The sequence below is a fragment of the Alteromonas sp. 76-1 genome, from assembly GCF_900654235.1.
GTDB classification, from domain to species: Bacteria; Pseudomonadota; Gammaproteobacteria; order Enterobacterales; family Alteromonadaceae; genus Alteromonas; species Alteromonas naphthalenivorans.
In genome coordinates this window covers 590,274-604,465 of sequence record NZ_LR136958.1, presented here as the reverse complement: position 1 = coordinate 604,465, position 14,192 = coordinate 590,274, and the positions used below count along the sequence as shown (strand labels likewise).

Genomic DNA, 14,192 nt, shown 5'->3' with positions numbered 1-14,192 from the left:
CCTTTCTCTTTCGTAAGGTATCACCATGCAGCCCACCGACTCATCACGCAGTATTCACCACCTCGCTAAAGATTTAGAGCGGGTGGTGTCTGAAGGGCGAAACCCCAATACTGTAGATATTGATACCCTTTCTACAGAAGGGATGCTGGCGCGAATTAATCATGAAGACGCCAAAGTTGCACCAAGTGTGGCTACAGAAATTCCAGCCATCGCCAAAGTGGTAGACGCCGCTGCTCAAAGCATCGCAACAGGTGGGCGACTCATTTATATAGGCGCGGGCACCAGTGGCAGGCTAGGTATTCTAGATGCAGCCGAATGTAGGCCCACCTTCAGTGTGCCAGATGGGGTTGTAGTAGGCATTATTGCTGGCGGCGAACGAGCGGTTTTACACGCAGTTGAAGGGGCAGAAGATAATCGAGAAGCCGGCAAGCAAGACGTTATTAATATTACGCTTAGTCAACACGACACATTAGTTGGGTTGTCGGCGAGTGGGCGCACGCCTTATGTATCAGGCGCTCTTGCGTATGCGCAATCTATTGGCGCGACGACAGCAGCTATCGCTTGTAGCCCAAACTCGGCCATATTTGAACATGCCGATGTTGCCATTTGTCCAGTGGTGGGCCCCGAAGCACTTACCGGTTCAACAAGAATGAAGTCTGGCACTGCGCAAAAGCTAGTACTTAACATGATAAGCACCGCCACCATGATCAAGCTGGGCAAAACCTTTGAAAACTTAATGGTGGATGTCAACGCAACTAACGAAAAGCTAAAAGCCCGGGCCCTACGCATTGTGATGCAAGCCACGGAATGTAATGAACACGATGCCACTACCGCGCTAAAAGCCTCGAACAACAATGCAAAGCTGGCTATCTTAATGGTGCTAACGGGGGCCAATGCCGACGACGCGGCTAAACAATTGGTGGCAAGCAATGGCTATTTGCGTCACGCTGTAAAACAACCGCTTTAAAAGGCCACCTTCATAAATGCCTATCAAGTCGCTACTAACATTCGTTTTGCTACTAAGTGCTGCTATTACTTTTAGTAGGCCAAGCTATGCCCAAACTGCTACAAATACCAACGCCGTTGTAAATACCAAAGTCGCTGTAAATACCAAAGCTCATGAGGGAGCTGACGTTGCTGAGCGTAGGTTACAAGTAGGTGCGGCGCAATTTGATGAATATTTGCCTTTACTTGAAGGCAAACGAGTCACATTGGTGGTTAACCAAAGCTCAATTATAGAAGGCTCGTGGGTAGAAAGCTTAACTATAAAAAGCTCGACTGTAAAAAGCTCGACGGAGCCTACCCACTTAGTCGACGTGCTGCTAAGTCGTGATATCAATGTGGTGAGTATTATGTCACCTGAACATGGCTTTCGCGGCAAGGCGGGAGCGGGTGAAAAAATAGATAACGATGTTGACGCTAAAACGGGCCTTCCTATTCACTCCCTTTACGGGAAAACGAAAAAGCCAACGGACGACATGTTAGCCAATACCGATATTTTGGTGTTCGACATTCAAGATGTAGGGGTGCGTTTTTATACGTATTTAAGCACCTTACATTACGTGCTAGAGGCCGCTGCTCAGGCGCACATTCCTGTCATAGTATTAGACAGGCCCAACCCTAATGGCGCCTTTACTGATGGCCCTATTTTACAGCCGGATTATGTATCGTTTGTAGGCATGCATGCCATTCCTGTATTGCACGGTATGACGTTAGGCGAACTCGCATTAATGATAGTGGGTGAACAGTGGATTGCGACCGATGTTAGTGATGCCAAACAACCAGCGCAGCAGTATCAATCTAAGCCGCATCAGCCCAAGCCGCAGGCGCTGTTAACGGTTATTCCCGTGGCCAATTATCATAAACAAATGCCTTACTCTTTGCCTGTTGCCCCCAGCCCGAATCTGCCTACTGATGCTGCCATTACCTTATACCCCACCCTCTGTTTTTTTGAAGGCACGGACGTAAGTGTGGGAAGAGGTACACCGCTTCCTTTTCAACTTATCGGCCACCCTGTTGTAGCGCTTGGCGATGAAAGTATAGGCGTAGCGGCTAACCAAGCAGCACCATCGCCTAAACACAATAACACTACCCTGAAGGCTTCATTAATGACTCAAGCCCTTGTTTCAGGGTTAGATATTGAGGTACTACTTAGCGCTTATGCTCAGTTTAAAGAACAAGGCATTACCTTTTTCACTCGCCCAGATTTTTTCGATAAATTAGCCGGTACGGATTCACTTCGCCAGGCCATTATCGCAGGGAAAACCAGCAAGCAAATACAAGCAAGCTGGGCTGGTGGCTTAGCCACATTTAAACAACTTCGCGCCCCCTATTTACTTTACCCGTTAACGGCTTCTGAATTACCTAGCGAAGGAAAAGGCGGCGTTAACACTATCAATATGAAAGCAGAAACGCATCATGAATAACCATAACGGGAAGGGAAAAGCCAAGACCGAACAGGTAGTGGATAACGCAACTGATAACTTTCATACCTTTTTAACGGGCATTAGTAAATGGTTAGCGCCTGATAATATTATTAGCGATAAACCTAGGCTAATTGCCCTTGCTACTGACGCCAGTTTTTACACCAAAATTCCTAAGTTAGTCATAAAAGTGCCGAGTATTCACGTTATGGGCCGCGTATTAGCAATGGCTAATCGCTTAAATATTGCCCTGACATTTCGTGCGGCGGGCACCAGTTTATCTGGTCAAGCAATTACAGACTCGGTATTGGTCATGCTAACCCCAGATTGGCAACAGTTTGAGGTAATAGATAACGGCGAGGCAATATCATTAGCGCCGGGGATTATTGGCGCAAAAGCGAATCGAATATTGGCAGGTTATGGCCGAAAAATTGGGCCAGATCCGGCTTCTATTAACGCCTGTAAAGTGGGCGGCATTGCAGCGAATAATGCGTCGGGCATGTGCTGTGGGGTAAAAAACAACTCGTATCACACCCTGCGTCACATTCACGTATTGTTGCCCGACGGCAGTGAAGTCAATACCGCTGATGCGCAAAGCGTTGCAGCGTTTGAGCAAAGCCATAGTGTATTATTAGCCTCTCTTGCTGCGCTTCGCAGCACGTTATTAGCGAATACAGCACTGACTGAAAAAGTGCGCTATCAATATCGCCTTAAAAATACCATGGGCTATGGCCTCAACGCCTTACTTGATTATGAAAACCCGCTAGATATTTTTACCCACCTAATGATTGGTTCAGAAGGTACATTGGGCTTCATTGCCAACATTACCTACAACACCGTGCCTTTGCCTCAGGCGCGAGAAACCGGGTTGTATTTATTTGAAAACTTCAAAGACGCGTGTGCGGTTATTCCTGCGCTAAAAGCCTGTGATGTAGATGCTGTAGAGTTGATGGATGCCAGGGCATTGCGCGCAGTTGCGCCTTTGATAGACAAGGTGGTGGTTAGCAAACCCAATCACGATATTAGCAACCCAGATGCTGTTGCCCTACTTATTGACGTGGGAGCCCCTTCACAGGCTGAACTAGATAGTAAGCTTAAGACGGTGCGCAAAACTTTAACCCAGCCAGCAGTGGGTATAAGCAAAGAACATGAGCACCCACCTAAACAAGAGCATAAGCAAGAGCAGAAGCAAGGCCAGCCTCTGCAAGATTTTACCGCAGAGCCCAACATCATCGAAAACTTGTGGAGCATTCGAAAGGGGCTATTTCCCGCAGTAGGCGCAGTAAGGCCCACTGGCACCACGGTCATTATTGAAGATGTAGCCTTTCCATTGGAAAGTTTGGCCGATGGGCTAAATGCGTTAGTCGCCTTATTCGAAAAACACGATTACCACGACGGCATTATTTTTGGACATGCGCTCGATGGCAATGTGCACTTTGTGTTTAGCCAAGGTTTCAATACCCCAAATGAAATCATCCGCTATCAGGCCTTTATGGCCGATATAAGCGTGCTCGTTACGCAGCGCTTTGCGGGGAGCCTAAAGGCCGAGCATGGAACGGGGCGTAATATGGCACCGTTTCTTACCGCACAATGGGGTGATGAAGGTGTGGCGTTAATGCGTGCTCTTAAAGACATTATCGACCCTAAAGGTATATTAAACCCAGGGGTTATTTTAAATGACGACCCTCAAGCGCATATTACTCACCTTAAGCCGATGCCTGCAGTACAAGACACGGTAGATGCCTGTATTGAGTGCGGCTTTTGTGAACCTCAGTGCCCCTCGCTCAATTATACGTTGTCGCCCCGTCAACGTATTGCATTAAAGCGCCGACAAACGTCTTTGACAGAACCTTCGGCTATTAATGAAATTAACGAAGCATTTTCACATCTAGCCGTAGATAGTTGTGCCGCAACGGGGCTATGCGCAAGCGCTTGTCCGGTAGGCATTGATACAGGGCAGTGGATAAAACAAATACGTGGCCAGCGTGCTAGAGGTCCCGCGACCAAACTAGTCAGTGACCTTGCCGCTAAACATACCGATAAGGCGTTATCAATTGCACGGTTTTCACTAAATGCCGGCCATAAAGTAAAAGGGGTAATTGGTGAAAAGGCATTCAATTCTATTACAGGTACACTACATTTACCGCAGCTTCATAATACGGTTCCCCAAGCTTCGCAGTACAACCAAAATGCTTCGCAGTATAAAAATGAGGCAAGTTTTAAAGCTATTACCCACGCTAATGAAATAGCATATGAAGCACATACAGCGACTAAAAAAGACGCTGAATACATCGCAGAATTACCTACCCATTTAGGTCAACAAAACTGCTCTGAAAATACCGCTGAAAAATCGGCTGAGAAAGCGCTTTCTGAGGCGGTTTCTCAGACGGCTCCTCAGACGGGTTCAAAAGTGATTTACATGGTTAGTTGCCCAAGCAAAGTTTTCGATGGCAACGCTAATGAAAAAAGTGTTATTCAGGCTGTGGTTTCTTTATGTGGAAAGGCCAACGTGGAAGTGGTGTTCTCTAGCGCAAAAGACCTTTGTTGTGGCCAGCCTTGGGATAGTGAAGGTGAAGCAAGCACCGCGAGAGTTAAACTCGCGGCGTGGACACAAGAAGTTTACACACTTTCAGAACAAGGACGCTGGCCCGTCATCGTTGACAACAGCGCGTGTGCTTATAACGTAATCTCAAAAAGCACCAACAACTCAGACTCTAATAAAATAGAAACATTGGAAGTTAGCGAGTATTTACTTCAGTACATTTCACCTCGGGTAAAGGTGGTTAAAACAGATGTCCCGACAATGCTTCATATTGGGTGTTCAAGTACTAAGTTAGATTCAGGGGTTGCTATTAACGCGTTGACGAACCTTTGCACTTCAAACGTTATTGTTCCCACTGACATCACCTGTTGCGGCTTTGCGGGTACTAAGGGCTTCACTAATCCGGGTTTGAACCAAAGTGCACTGGCACCGCTTGCCAGTCAGGTGCCTGAAGATTGTTATAGAGGAGTATCGAATAGCGCAACGTGCGCGATTGGTTTAAGCCTTCACAGTGGAGTGGTTTATTCACACATCGCGGTGCTGCTCGACGAGGTCAGCCAGCCGCTTTTCTAACGTCGCTTTGTGTGTTTTCAACTGTTCTTTTTCGTCACCCTCTGCGGTCTCAAGTTGCTTGTGGATAGCCGCTATTTGCTCGGCTAGACCTTCTCGATTTTTCTCGTGCTGCTCAGCCTCTTCCGCTTTATCAAAAACGATGGCCTCGGGATTAGTTTCCTCCTCTTCGTCCCTGGAAGCAGCTGCCTCTTTTGATGAGCCAGGTTGCCGAGGAATCATTTGCACACCGTCTACTTGAGGCCGCTGATTCATGAAGGTCGGTGAGACAATTTCAATGCCCGTGTTATGCAATGCATCAAGCACCGATTTGTGTAATCGCGAGCGCGCACTTAGCATGCTTTTCACTTCTTTAAGCAAACCTGCAACTCGGTAGCTAACCGAGAAATCTCCTAAGGAGATTACTTGAACGAAAGGATCTTCCAATTCAGCATTGGCCGCTGCAGTTAGTAAGTGCTTCTCAACCTCTGAATGGTGAATTTCGTATCCTAAGCTTAAATCAACCGAGACAATCGCACCTGAGGCACGGGTTACTCTCACTGGTGTGTTCACCATTAGGGTGTTTGAAAAAGCGATTAACTCACGAGTTTCAGTTTGAATTTCCGTGTCTAGTAAGCCCATCTCAGCTACCCTTCCGCTGTAATCTTCTACGCGAATAAAGTCTCCCACTTTGAACGGTTTATTTACACGTAATACCAAACCTGCCATCAGATTTCCCACCATGGTGGTAGATGAAAACGCGATGACACCGGATAACAAAACGCCAATTAACGCGATCACCTGATTGCGCGTACTTTCGTTCACCGGCAGCGCCATGGAGATGACGACCAAGCCTATAATAGTAAGTACTAACAAAGTAACTTGGCGTGGCAATTTTTCTTCACTAGTTAAGTGAGATTGTCGCGCAAGTAGCACGTAATGAAGTGCACCTAGCCCCAATACCACCAGTACAATTGCTAGTACTAGCGGAACAAAAGGCATGAGAAAAGCCACCACTGTATCCACACTGAAACTCCATTTTATTCTTATTACCAAGTCACACTTAACTTAGTGTTGCGCCGTATGGCGTCGTATTTTTGCGTTACTTTGTACTTTAGCTTATTAGCGCGGGTTAGTGTAAACCACTAAACTTAATTGTTTATTATCAATGCGTTATACGCGCTACCAATTATTTAAATTTCCACTGACTGGTCGACTGCTCGGCGCCTTAACGCTAACACTAATCAGATGCGCCGCTCCACTGAACAGGCACATAGTCGTTGGGTCTGTTCAGGCCTAATATGGTTTCTATTAGAGCATCAAAAATAGGGCTGTATATCTCACTATCTACGTTGTAACTGAATGTAGCAATAGCGATATCGGTGTGTGGCTGCATTTCTTTCGCTATATAGGGCATACGAAGCGGTACTAAAACCGTGGTAAGCCCTTGTTTTTTAGCTTGTTGCAAGGCTGATTTAGTAAATCTATGCACATCAGCTAGCGGTGCCCTTGAAGCCATCGCTTCTTCATTATCGAAGCCTTTCATCTCATAAACGGCATGTTGCGGTGAGATATCCCCCACGATTAACAGGTCGGCTTGCTTCAATGCATATTCGAAGGTGGCTTTGTTTGGAAGCTTTGTAAGCGGCAGGCACGCCATTCCCAGCGTGGGCGCAATACTAGACAAACTTTTTTCAAGCGCTAAACACCTAAGCGCATCGGGCATTAATGCCAGCCAGGTTTTCTGAGTAACGGGCAGTTTTTCTGCGCCGTAAAGTGATGTGATCGCCGCCCTAGAAAGCGCTTTCTCAATTTGAATATTACGTGTTTTTTTAACGTTATTCTTTACGTCTGAAACCCGCCAAGAAAGCGCTTTCTCAGCATAGCTATTCAGGCTGAATTTAGCTTTGAGCAACGTAATGCGTTGTACGGAAGCTGCAAGCTGTGTTGAGGGCACTTCACCACTGCTTATTCGCTTACTTACCTTGCCCATTAATGCAGCAAACATTTTGATATCTTGTGGTGTTCTAATGGTGAACGGCATTAAGGCAATGTCGGCACCCGCTTGATAGGCTTTTATCATGGCATCTTCTGGTGAGAAGTATTTAGCAATGCCCGCCATATCTAATGCATCGGTAACAACCACGCCTTGGTAACCCAGCTCGTTTCGCAATACATCATGGAGAATCTTACGTGACAAAGTTGCGGGAATGGTCATCTCCCTTCCCTGTTTGTCTTTAACGGTAGTGCTATCTAATGATGGGTATTGGATATGCGCACTCATCAACATACCTGGCGGGTTTCCACCGCTGATAATTCGGCTAAAAGGTAATAGGTCACCTTTTAGCGCTTGCGCTTTTGAATGCTTAACGTTGGGCAGACCGGTGTGGCTATCTGTTTGTGTATCGCCATGACCAGGAAAATGTTTAATAGCACTTATTACACCGCTTGATTGCAACCCATCTACAAACGATTGCCCTAGCACCGCAACATCGCTAGGTGTTTCGCCAAAACTACGTACATTAATGACTGGGTTTTTAGGTTCACTGTTAATGTCTACGGACGGGGCGAAATTTGTATTTATCCCTAAGGAGCTCAAACTACTTCCAATGCCCTTCGCTACGTTTTCGGAAAAAGCAGTGCCGTGCTGATAATAGCTTGCCCCTATTGCCAAATTTCCGGGGAAAGGCGCGAGCATAGAAGAAGGTAAGCGAGCCACTCTTCCCCCTTCCTGGTCTACAGCAATAAATAGCGGTGGCAGCTTCGCTTTTGCCATGGCCTGTTGCATGGCGTAATTCAACTCTATTAGCTGCTTGTTGGTTTTAATATTTTCAGAAAATAAGATAACGCCACCAATATTGTGGGTGACGAGTAAGTCTTTAAGCGCATTTGGTAGCGTGGTTACCGGCTTTTTACATGCTTTCGAGCTAGTGCCATCATCGCAGTAGAATCGAAAATCTAGAATGATTTTTTGGCCAAGAGATTTTTTTATCTGTTCATGCTGGTTTGATTGGTTCGCATAAGTACTAGGCAACAGTAAAATGCATAGACTAAATAAAAAAACGCGAGATAAAACGGTTGCTAACGAGGGAATAAGGCGCAAATAAGATCCTAGGTAATTATAGATTTTTTAACAGTTAACGGTGTACTTACAACGATAAGTTAAGCTTTGATACGCATAATAATTGCCATAGTATCAAAAACCAATGCATACAGAATAAATACGTGTCATTCTGTGGAATTAACCGTGTGCTCTGCGGTACGCTAGTCGCTATTGCTCATAGTAATGAATATGAATGGCTAATAGATGTGCAGTTTACTAGCAAGTCGATGGTTTCGCATTCACGAACATCGACGTTTCGATTTAGCATCAACGTACAAGCTCAGATATTCGCTCATTAAGCGAATGGCAGTATTTCACAATAATAAAGTATGGAAAGTAGTATGGATTGGGTATCAATTATCCCCCCATTGGTTGCGATCATTGTCGTATTCTGGAAAAAAGAAGTTATCTTGGCATTGCTATTAGCAGTGCTGTGCTCTGAAGCTCTTATTTTGTTAGCTACAAGCCCCGCCACCAGCTTACTTGCACCAATCAATGCTATAGAGCGCGTTGTCGATACCGCGTCAAGCCCAGGTAATACCCGAGTCATTTTATTTTCTGTTTTAGTAGGCGCCCTGCTGGCGTTTATTCGCGACTCAGGCGGTGTAACTGCTACGGTTAATTACTTAGTGGGCAAAGGGGTGGCCAAGAATAAGAAACAGGTTGGCAGCCTGACAATGTTTACCGGTATCGCAGTATTCATTGAATCGAATTTGAGTGTGTTAACGGCGGGGATCTTTGCTCGAGGTTTATTTGACCGCTTCGGCATGAGCCGCGCTCGCTTAGCCTATATTATCGATTCCACCAGCGCACCAGTATGCATACTCATTTTACTTAATGGTTGGGGAGCGTTCATATTAAGCTTGCTCGACACCTACGAGCTACCAGCATCTTCAGCCTCAATATTATGGGGCAGCGTGTTCTTTAACTTCTACGCTATTTTTACCTTGCTAATTGTGGCTTACACCATAGCCGCAGACAAAGTGCACGGTCCGTTAGCGATAGAAGAGAAAAACCTATCGAAAACAGACATTCCGCAACAAACTGAAACCGCCACTAAAGCGCGTTATATGTTAGTGCCATTGCTAACGATGGTATTCAGCATGGTGGGCTTTATGTTTTGGACCGGTAACGGCACCTTGTCTGAAGGAAGCGGCAGTAAATCTGTGCTTTATGCCACGGCACTTGCCACCGCTATCGCTTATGGCCTTTTACTTTGGCACAAACGATTCACTCACAAAGAAGCAGTAGAAATTGGCTTTAAAGGTATGGGCGAATTACTGCCACTTGTCACCATTGTGTTGCTGTCTCTTACGTTGGGCAATAGCTTAAAAGACTTAGGCACAGGTGTATTTGTGGCAGGCGTGGTAGGCGAATACCTTCCCCTTGTTTTCATCGTACCTATGTTGTTTATTGCAGGGGCGGTGATGTCCTTTACCACCGGTACATCATGGGGCACCTTCGCGATTCTTATTCCCATCGGCGTGCCATTAATTCAAACCCTTGGGTTACCTCCTTCGTTGGTTGTTGCAGCCATTTTAGGTGGCGGAATTTTTGGTGACCATTGTTCGCCTATTTCCGATACCACGGCCGTGTCGTCATTGGCCGCAGGCTGTGATGTATTAACCCATGTAAAAACCCAGTTTCCTTACGCCCTTGTGGCGGGCGGGTTGACCTTGGTGGGTTATCTTATTGCTAGCATTATTATGATTGGCTAGCGCTAGGTCTATTTTTCACAATTCTGATAATAAGTTTTATCTAAGTTTCTCAATTTTAAGGAGTTAGACAGTGTTGAAGAAAATGTTTTTTCTATTCTCATTTGTATTTCTGACAGCATGTAGTCAAACAGGCGGTGATTCAACGCCAACTCAACAGCAAGCCGTAGCGATGCCCGACACCTTTAGTGCCGACGCCGCTTATGCGGTACTAGAAGAGGGTGGAAATGCGGTAGATGCTGCCATTACTGCGCAATTTGTGCTGGCAGTAACCCTACCTGAAGCGGGCAATGTGGGCGGCGGTGGTTTTATGACCATTGCGTTTGAGGGCAACACTGACTTTCTTGATTACCGCGAAATGGCGCCATCTGAAGCACATCGAGATATGTACTTAAATGACGAAGGAGACGTAAAACCCTACGAGTCACTTTTTGGCGCGAAAGCATCAGGTATTCCAGGTACGGTTGCCGGTATGTGGGCTGCCCATCAGAAATACGGCAGTTTGCCGTGGAGTCGCTTAGTAGCACCTGCGGTTGAGCTTGCTGAAAATGGCTTTTTAGTGCCTGAAAAACTTGCTGGCAACATCACTCGATATTTAGCTCGTACCCGCGAACAAGGATTAAACAGTAACTTTGCTAGTTACTTTGAACAAGCCAAAGCCAATACGGTGTTCAAGCAACCTGAATTAGCCACTACGTTAAAGGCGATTCAACAGCATGGCCAAGATGGGTTTTACCAAGGCGAGGTTGCTGAGAAAATTGTTTCCTTTATGAAAGAAAACGGTGGGCTAATTAACCACACCGACCTTGCGGCTTATAAAGCCGTATGGCGTAAACCTCTTGAACTGAATTGGCAAGGATTCACACTAGTTACAGCACCACCACCAAGTTCAGGCGGCGTGGCGGTAGCCCAGTGGATTGGTATGCTTGAAAGCTATGGAAGCAATCATACACTGCCAGATCATAACAGCGCGGAATACCTGCATGTGATGGCTGAAATTGGTAAACGTGTATTTGCAGATAGAGCAGAATACTTAGGCGATCCTGACTTTGTTGAAGTCCCTGTAGCTAAGCTTGTTGCTCCTGATTATATCAAAGCCCGCGCTGCGCTTATTCAACCCAATAGTATTTCAGACACGCCAAGTGTTAAACCAGGCTTGAAAGAAAGTGAAGATACCACCCACTTTTCTATTATGGATAAATGGGGCAATGCTATTGCTAACACCACCACCATTAACCTTACTTTTGGTAGCGGCGTGGTAGTAACGGGTGCAGGGTTCTTGCTTAATGATGAGATGGATGATTTTAGTGCTAAGCCTGGCGTGCCTAATTTCTTTGGTGCTGTTGGCGGTGAAGCGAATGCCATTTCGCCTTATAAGCGCATGCTATCTTCAATGACACCTACCCTAGTAACACAAGGCGGTGATGTGGTTTTAGCAACCGGCTCGCCTGGTGGCACAACCATTATTTCGTCGGTAGCACAGTCGTTATTAAACGCATTATTGTTTGATTTTGATGCCACAAAATCTGCTAACGCTCCTCGCTTTCACCACCAATTACTGCCTAAAGATACTATTCGTGTTCACCCGGGGTTTGACGAGTCAACATTGGCTGAATTGACTGACATGGGTTACACCATAGATGCCCGCCGCTTTGGAGATGTGCATTTAATTAAGCGCACCTCACAAGGTGTAGAGGCCGCTTCTGAAGCAAGTGGTCGCGGTAAAAGCATAGTGTCTGCGCGCTAAATCGTGCTGTTGCTGTAGCGCTTTCGCCCTAGAAAGCGCTCACGGTTCAATACAGGCTAATCAGTCGCAAATAACTGTTCGATAGAGGCAAATGCTTTGAACTCCAGCGCATTACCGCAATAGTCCATGAAGAACATAGTGGCTTGCTCGCCTGGCTGATCTTTAAATCGAATGTAAGGCTCTATAACAAATTCAATATCGGCGGCGCTTACTTTGTCAGCCAGCGCCTGCCATTGAGACATTTCAAGCACCACGCCAAAATGCGGAACGGGCACAGCATGGCTATCTACCCCATTATGGGAAGGGGGTGAAGGCATTTTCTCAACGCAATGGGTAACCAACTGATGACCGAAGAAATTCCAATCAATCCATTGGGTATCACTGCGCCCTTTTTCACAGCCTAATAGTTCGCCGTAAAAGGCCTCTGCATTGGCAAGGTTACTGACGGGTATTGCTAAATGAAACGGCTGCGCCATGGTCACGTCCTATAAAAATTTCTTTAGTAACGATAGTTTGAATTTAGAAAATGGCGCATAACGTACGGGGGCATCTAAAGCGAAAGCCCGCTTCATTACGGTTTTGACATGACTAAAAGTATCAAACCCTGCTTGGCCGTGATAACTGCCCATGCCGCTATTACCCACCCCACCAAAGGGAAGTTCTGGGTTAGTCATAAATATCATCGTATCGTTAGTACACACACTGCCAGAGCTGGTTTTATCAATAATACTATTAAGTACTTTATCGTCGTCGCTGAACGCATAAAGCGCTAGTGGTTTTGGCCTATCGTTGATAAAACCGATAGCTTCGTCGATAGAGGCAACAGGCACTATGGGTAAAATAGGTCCGAATATCTCTTCTTGCATAATAGCGCTGTCTTTCGCGGGGTCGAGCACCAAGGTGGGTGTCATGGCAGGTCGCGCTTCGTTGATATCGCCACCGTAAACCACATTTACACCATCTAGATATCCTTGAAGGCGATGCAAGTGGCGAGTATTAATAATGTTGCCGTAATCATCTGAAGAAAATGGGTTTTTACCAAACTGAGATTTGAGCTCTTTTTTAATGGCGTCTATTAGCTTTTGTTCAAAACCTTTCACTACTAGCACGTAGTCGGGCGCAATACAGGTTTGCCCGGCATTCATCCACTTACCCCAAACGATTCGACGCGCGGTAATTTTCAAGTTGGTGCTGCTATCAACAATACAGGGGCTTTTACCGCCAAGTTCCAGCGTAACAGGGGTTAAATGCCTAGCGGCTGCAGACATGACAATTTTGCCAACCGCTTCGCCGCCAGTGTAGAAAATATGATCCCATTTACACGCAAGTAACGCCGACGATTCTTCTTTTCCGCCTTCAATGACTTCTACACATGAAGTATCCATGTACTGGGGGATGAGTTTTGCCACAATCGTTGAGGTTTCAACGGCCAGCTCAGACGGCTTTAACACCGCACAATTACCCGCTGCTAGTGCTGCAATGTAAGGTGCTAGCAACAACTGAAGGGGGTAGTTCCACGCGCCTATGATAAGCACTGTACCCAAAGGTTCTGGTTGCTGAAAGCTTTTACCCGGCCACGCAATAAGTGGGGTGGATACCTTTCGAGGCTGCATCCATTTATTTAAATGCTTTAGGGTATGCTTAATATCCGTTAGCAAAAAGCCATGTTCAGCCACGTAGGCTTCACTTTCACTTTTGCCTAAATCTTGATGAAGTGCATGTAGAATATCTTTCTCATTTTCAATCAGCAGGCGCTTTAGCGCGTCTAATTGACTCTTACGCCATTCTATTGAGCGGGTTTTGCCAGATTTAAAACTAGTTTGAAGCGAGGCCACCGTATCAAGAAAGCAAATGCTGGGTTCTACGGCGTGAAGCGTTGGTTGATTAGACATAATACATTCCACCTACATATGAAGACTGTTGACCTGCTGGGATTTAAATTCAGGTTCAGGGGCAATCGGATAAGCTGTTATTCATTTTATAGTAATGAGGGCGATAAAACACAACACAATTATTTTGTTAATTAATGTTTAATTATTACCTCATTATCAGCTTACTGCCTACACAAAAAAGCCCGGAACTTAAAAAAGTACCGGGCTTTTAAAGTGCCTAA

Annotated in this window: 9 protein-coding genes; 5 read left to right on the top strand and 4 right to left on the bottom strand. The window is 45.9% G+C overall.

Annotated elements, in window-relative coordinates; translation table 11 throughout:
- Positions 1-25 precede the first annotated feature (25 nt).
- The 3 genes from murQ to ALT761_RS02500 are packed head-to-tail and all read left to right on the top strand — an operon-like array spanning position 26 to position 5,538.
- Positions 26-967: an N-acetylmuramic acid 6-phosphate etherase gene (gene murQ / locus ALT761_RS02510; RefSeq protein WP_129736154.1), complete on the top strand. Its 942-nt coding sequence runs from the start codon at positions 26-28 to the stop codon at positions 965-967.
- 16 nt (positions 968-983) lie between these two features.
- Positions 984-2,426 carry an exo-beta-N-acetylmuramidase NamZ family protein gene (locus ALT761_RS02505; RefSeq protein ID WP_129736152.1) on the top strand — a complete coding sequence of 481 codons (1,443 nt, stop codon included), beginning with the start codon at positions 984-986 and terminating at the stop codon, positions 2,424-2,426.
- Positions 2,419-5,538: an FAD-binding and (Fe-S)-binding domain-containing protein gene (locus tag ALT761_RS02500; protein WP_129736150.1), complete on the top strand. Its 3,120-nt coding sequence runs from the start codon at positions 2,419-2,421 to the stop codon at positions 5,536-5,538. Before ALT761_RS02505 ends, ALT761_RS02500 begins: the two co-directional genes overlap by 8 nt.
- On the opposite strand, the gene ALT761_RS02495 is transcribed toward ALT761_RS02500, so the two are convergent.
- Together ALT761_RS02495 and ALT761_RS02490 are read right to left on the bottom strand one after the other, a co-directional pair.
- Positions 5,491-6,516, bottom strand: a complete 1,026-nt coding sequence (locus tag ALT761_RS02495; RefSeq protein WP_331903091.1) for a mechanosensitive ion channel family protein — start codon at positions 6,514-6,516, stop codon at positions 5,491-5,493. The genes ALT761_RS02500 and ALT761_RS02495 overlap by 48 nt on opposite strands.
- A 238-nt stretch (positions 6,517-6,754) precedes the next feature.
- Positions 6,755-8,617 carry a glycoside hydrolase family 3 N-terminal domain-containing protein gene (locus ALT761_RS02490; protein ID WP_129736146.1) on the bottom strand — a complete coding sequence of 621 codons (1,863 nt, stop codon included), beginning with the start codon at positions 8,615-8,617 and terminating at the stop codon, positions 6,755-6,757.
- 341 nt (positions 8,618-8,958) lie between these two features.
- On the opposite strand from ALT761_RS02490, the gene ALT761_RS02485 reads away from it, so the two are divergent.
- Both ALT761_RS02485 and ggt read left to right on the top strand, forming a co-directional pair.
- Positions 8,959-10,335 carry a Na+/H+ antiporter NhaC family protein gene (locus tag ALT761_RS02485; RefSeq protein ID WP_129736144.1) on the top strand — a complete coding sequence of 459 codons (1,377 nt, stop codon included), beginning with the start codon at positions 8,959-8,961 and terminating at the stop codon, positions 10,333-10,335.
- Positions 10,336-10,405: 70 nt separating this feature from the next.
- Positions 10,406-12,079 carry a gamma-glutamyltransferase gene (ggt, locus tag ALT761_RS02480; RefSeq protein ID WP_129736142.1) on the top strand — a complete coding sequence of 558 codons (1,674 nt, stop codon included), beginning with the start codon at positions 10,406-10,408 and terminating at the stop codon, positions 12,077-12,079.
- A gap of 56 nt (positions 12,080-12,135) precedes the next feature.
- Here ggt and ALT761_RS02475 read toward each other — a convergent pair whose 3' ends face one another.
- Together ALT761_RS02475 and ALT761_RS02470 are read right to left on the bottom strand one after the other, a co-directional pair.
- On the bottom strand, positions 12,136-12,555 hold the full coding sequence (locus ALT761_RS02475) for a VOC family protein (RefSeq protein WP_129736140.1): 420 nt from the start codon (positions 12,553-12,555) through the stop codon (positions 12,136-12,138).
- Positions 12,556-12,564: 9 nt separating this feature from the next.
- Positions 12,565-13,971 carry an aldehyde dehydrogenase family protein gene (locus tag ALT761_RS02470; protein ID WP_129736138.1) on the bottom strand — a complete coding sequence of 469 codons (1,407 nt, stop codon included), beginning with the start codon at positions 13,969-13,971 and terminating at the stop codon, positions 12,565-12,567.
- Positions 13,972-14,192 lie beyond the last annotated feature (221 nt).

What these genes read in the sequence shown, in the direction of transcription:
- murQ (WP_129736154.1), top strand. Translation starts at nt 26, where the DNA reads ATGCAGCCCACCGACTCATCACGCAGTATTCACCACCTCGCTAAAGAT.
- ALT761_RS02505 (WP_129736152.1), top strand. Translation starts at nt 984, where the DNA reads ATGCCTATCAAGTCGCTACTAACATTCGTTTTGCTACTAAGTGCTGCT.
- ALT761_RS02500 (WP_129736150.1), top strand. Translation starts at nt 2,419, where the DNA reads ATGAATAACCATAACGGGAAGGGAAAAGCCAAGACCGAACAGGTAGTG.
- ALT761_RS02495 (WP_331903091.1), bottom strand. Translation starts at nt 6,516, where the DNA reads ATGCCTTTTGTTCCGCTAGTACTAGCAATTGTACTGGTGGTATTGGGG.
- ALT761_RS02485 (WP_129736144.1), top strand. Translation starts at nt 8,959, where the DNA reads ATGGATTGGGTATCAATTATCCCCCCATTGGTTGCGATCATTGTCGTA.
- ALT761_RS02475 (WP_129736140.1), bottom strand. Translation starts at nt 12,555, where the DNA reads ATGGCGCAGCCGTTTCATTTAGCAATACCCGTCAGTAACCTTGCCAAT.
- ALT761_RS02470 (WP_129736138.1), bottom strand. Translation starts at nt 13,971, where the DNA reads ATGTCTAATCAACCAACGCTTCACGCCGTAGAACCCAGCATTTGCTTT.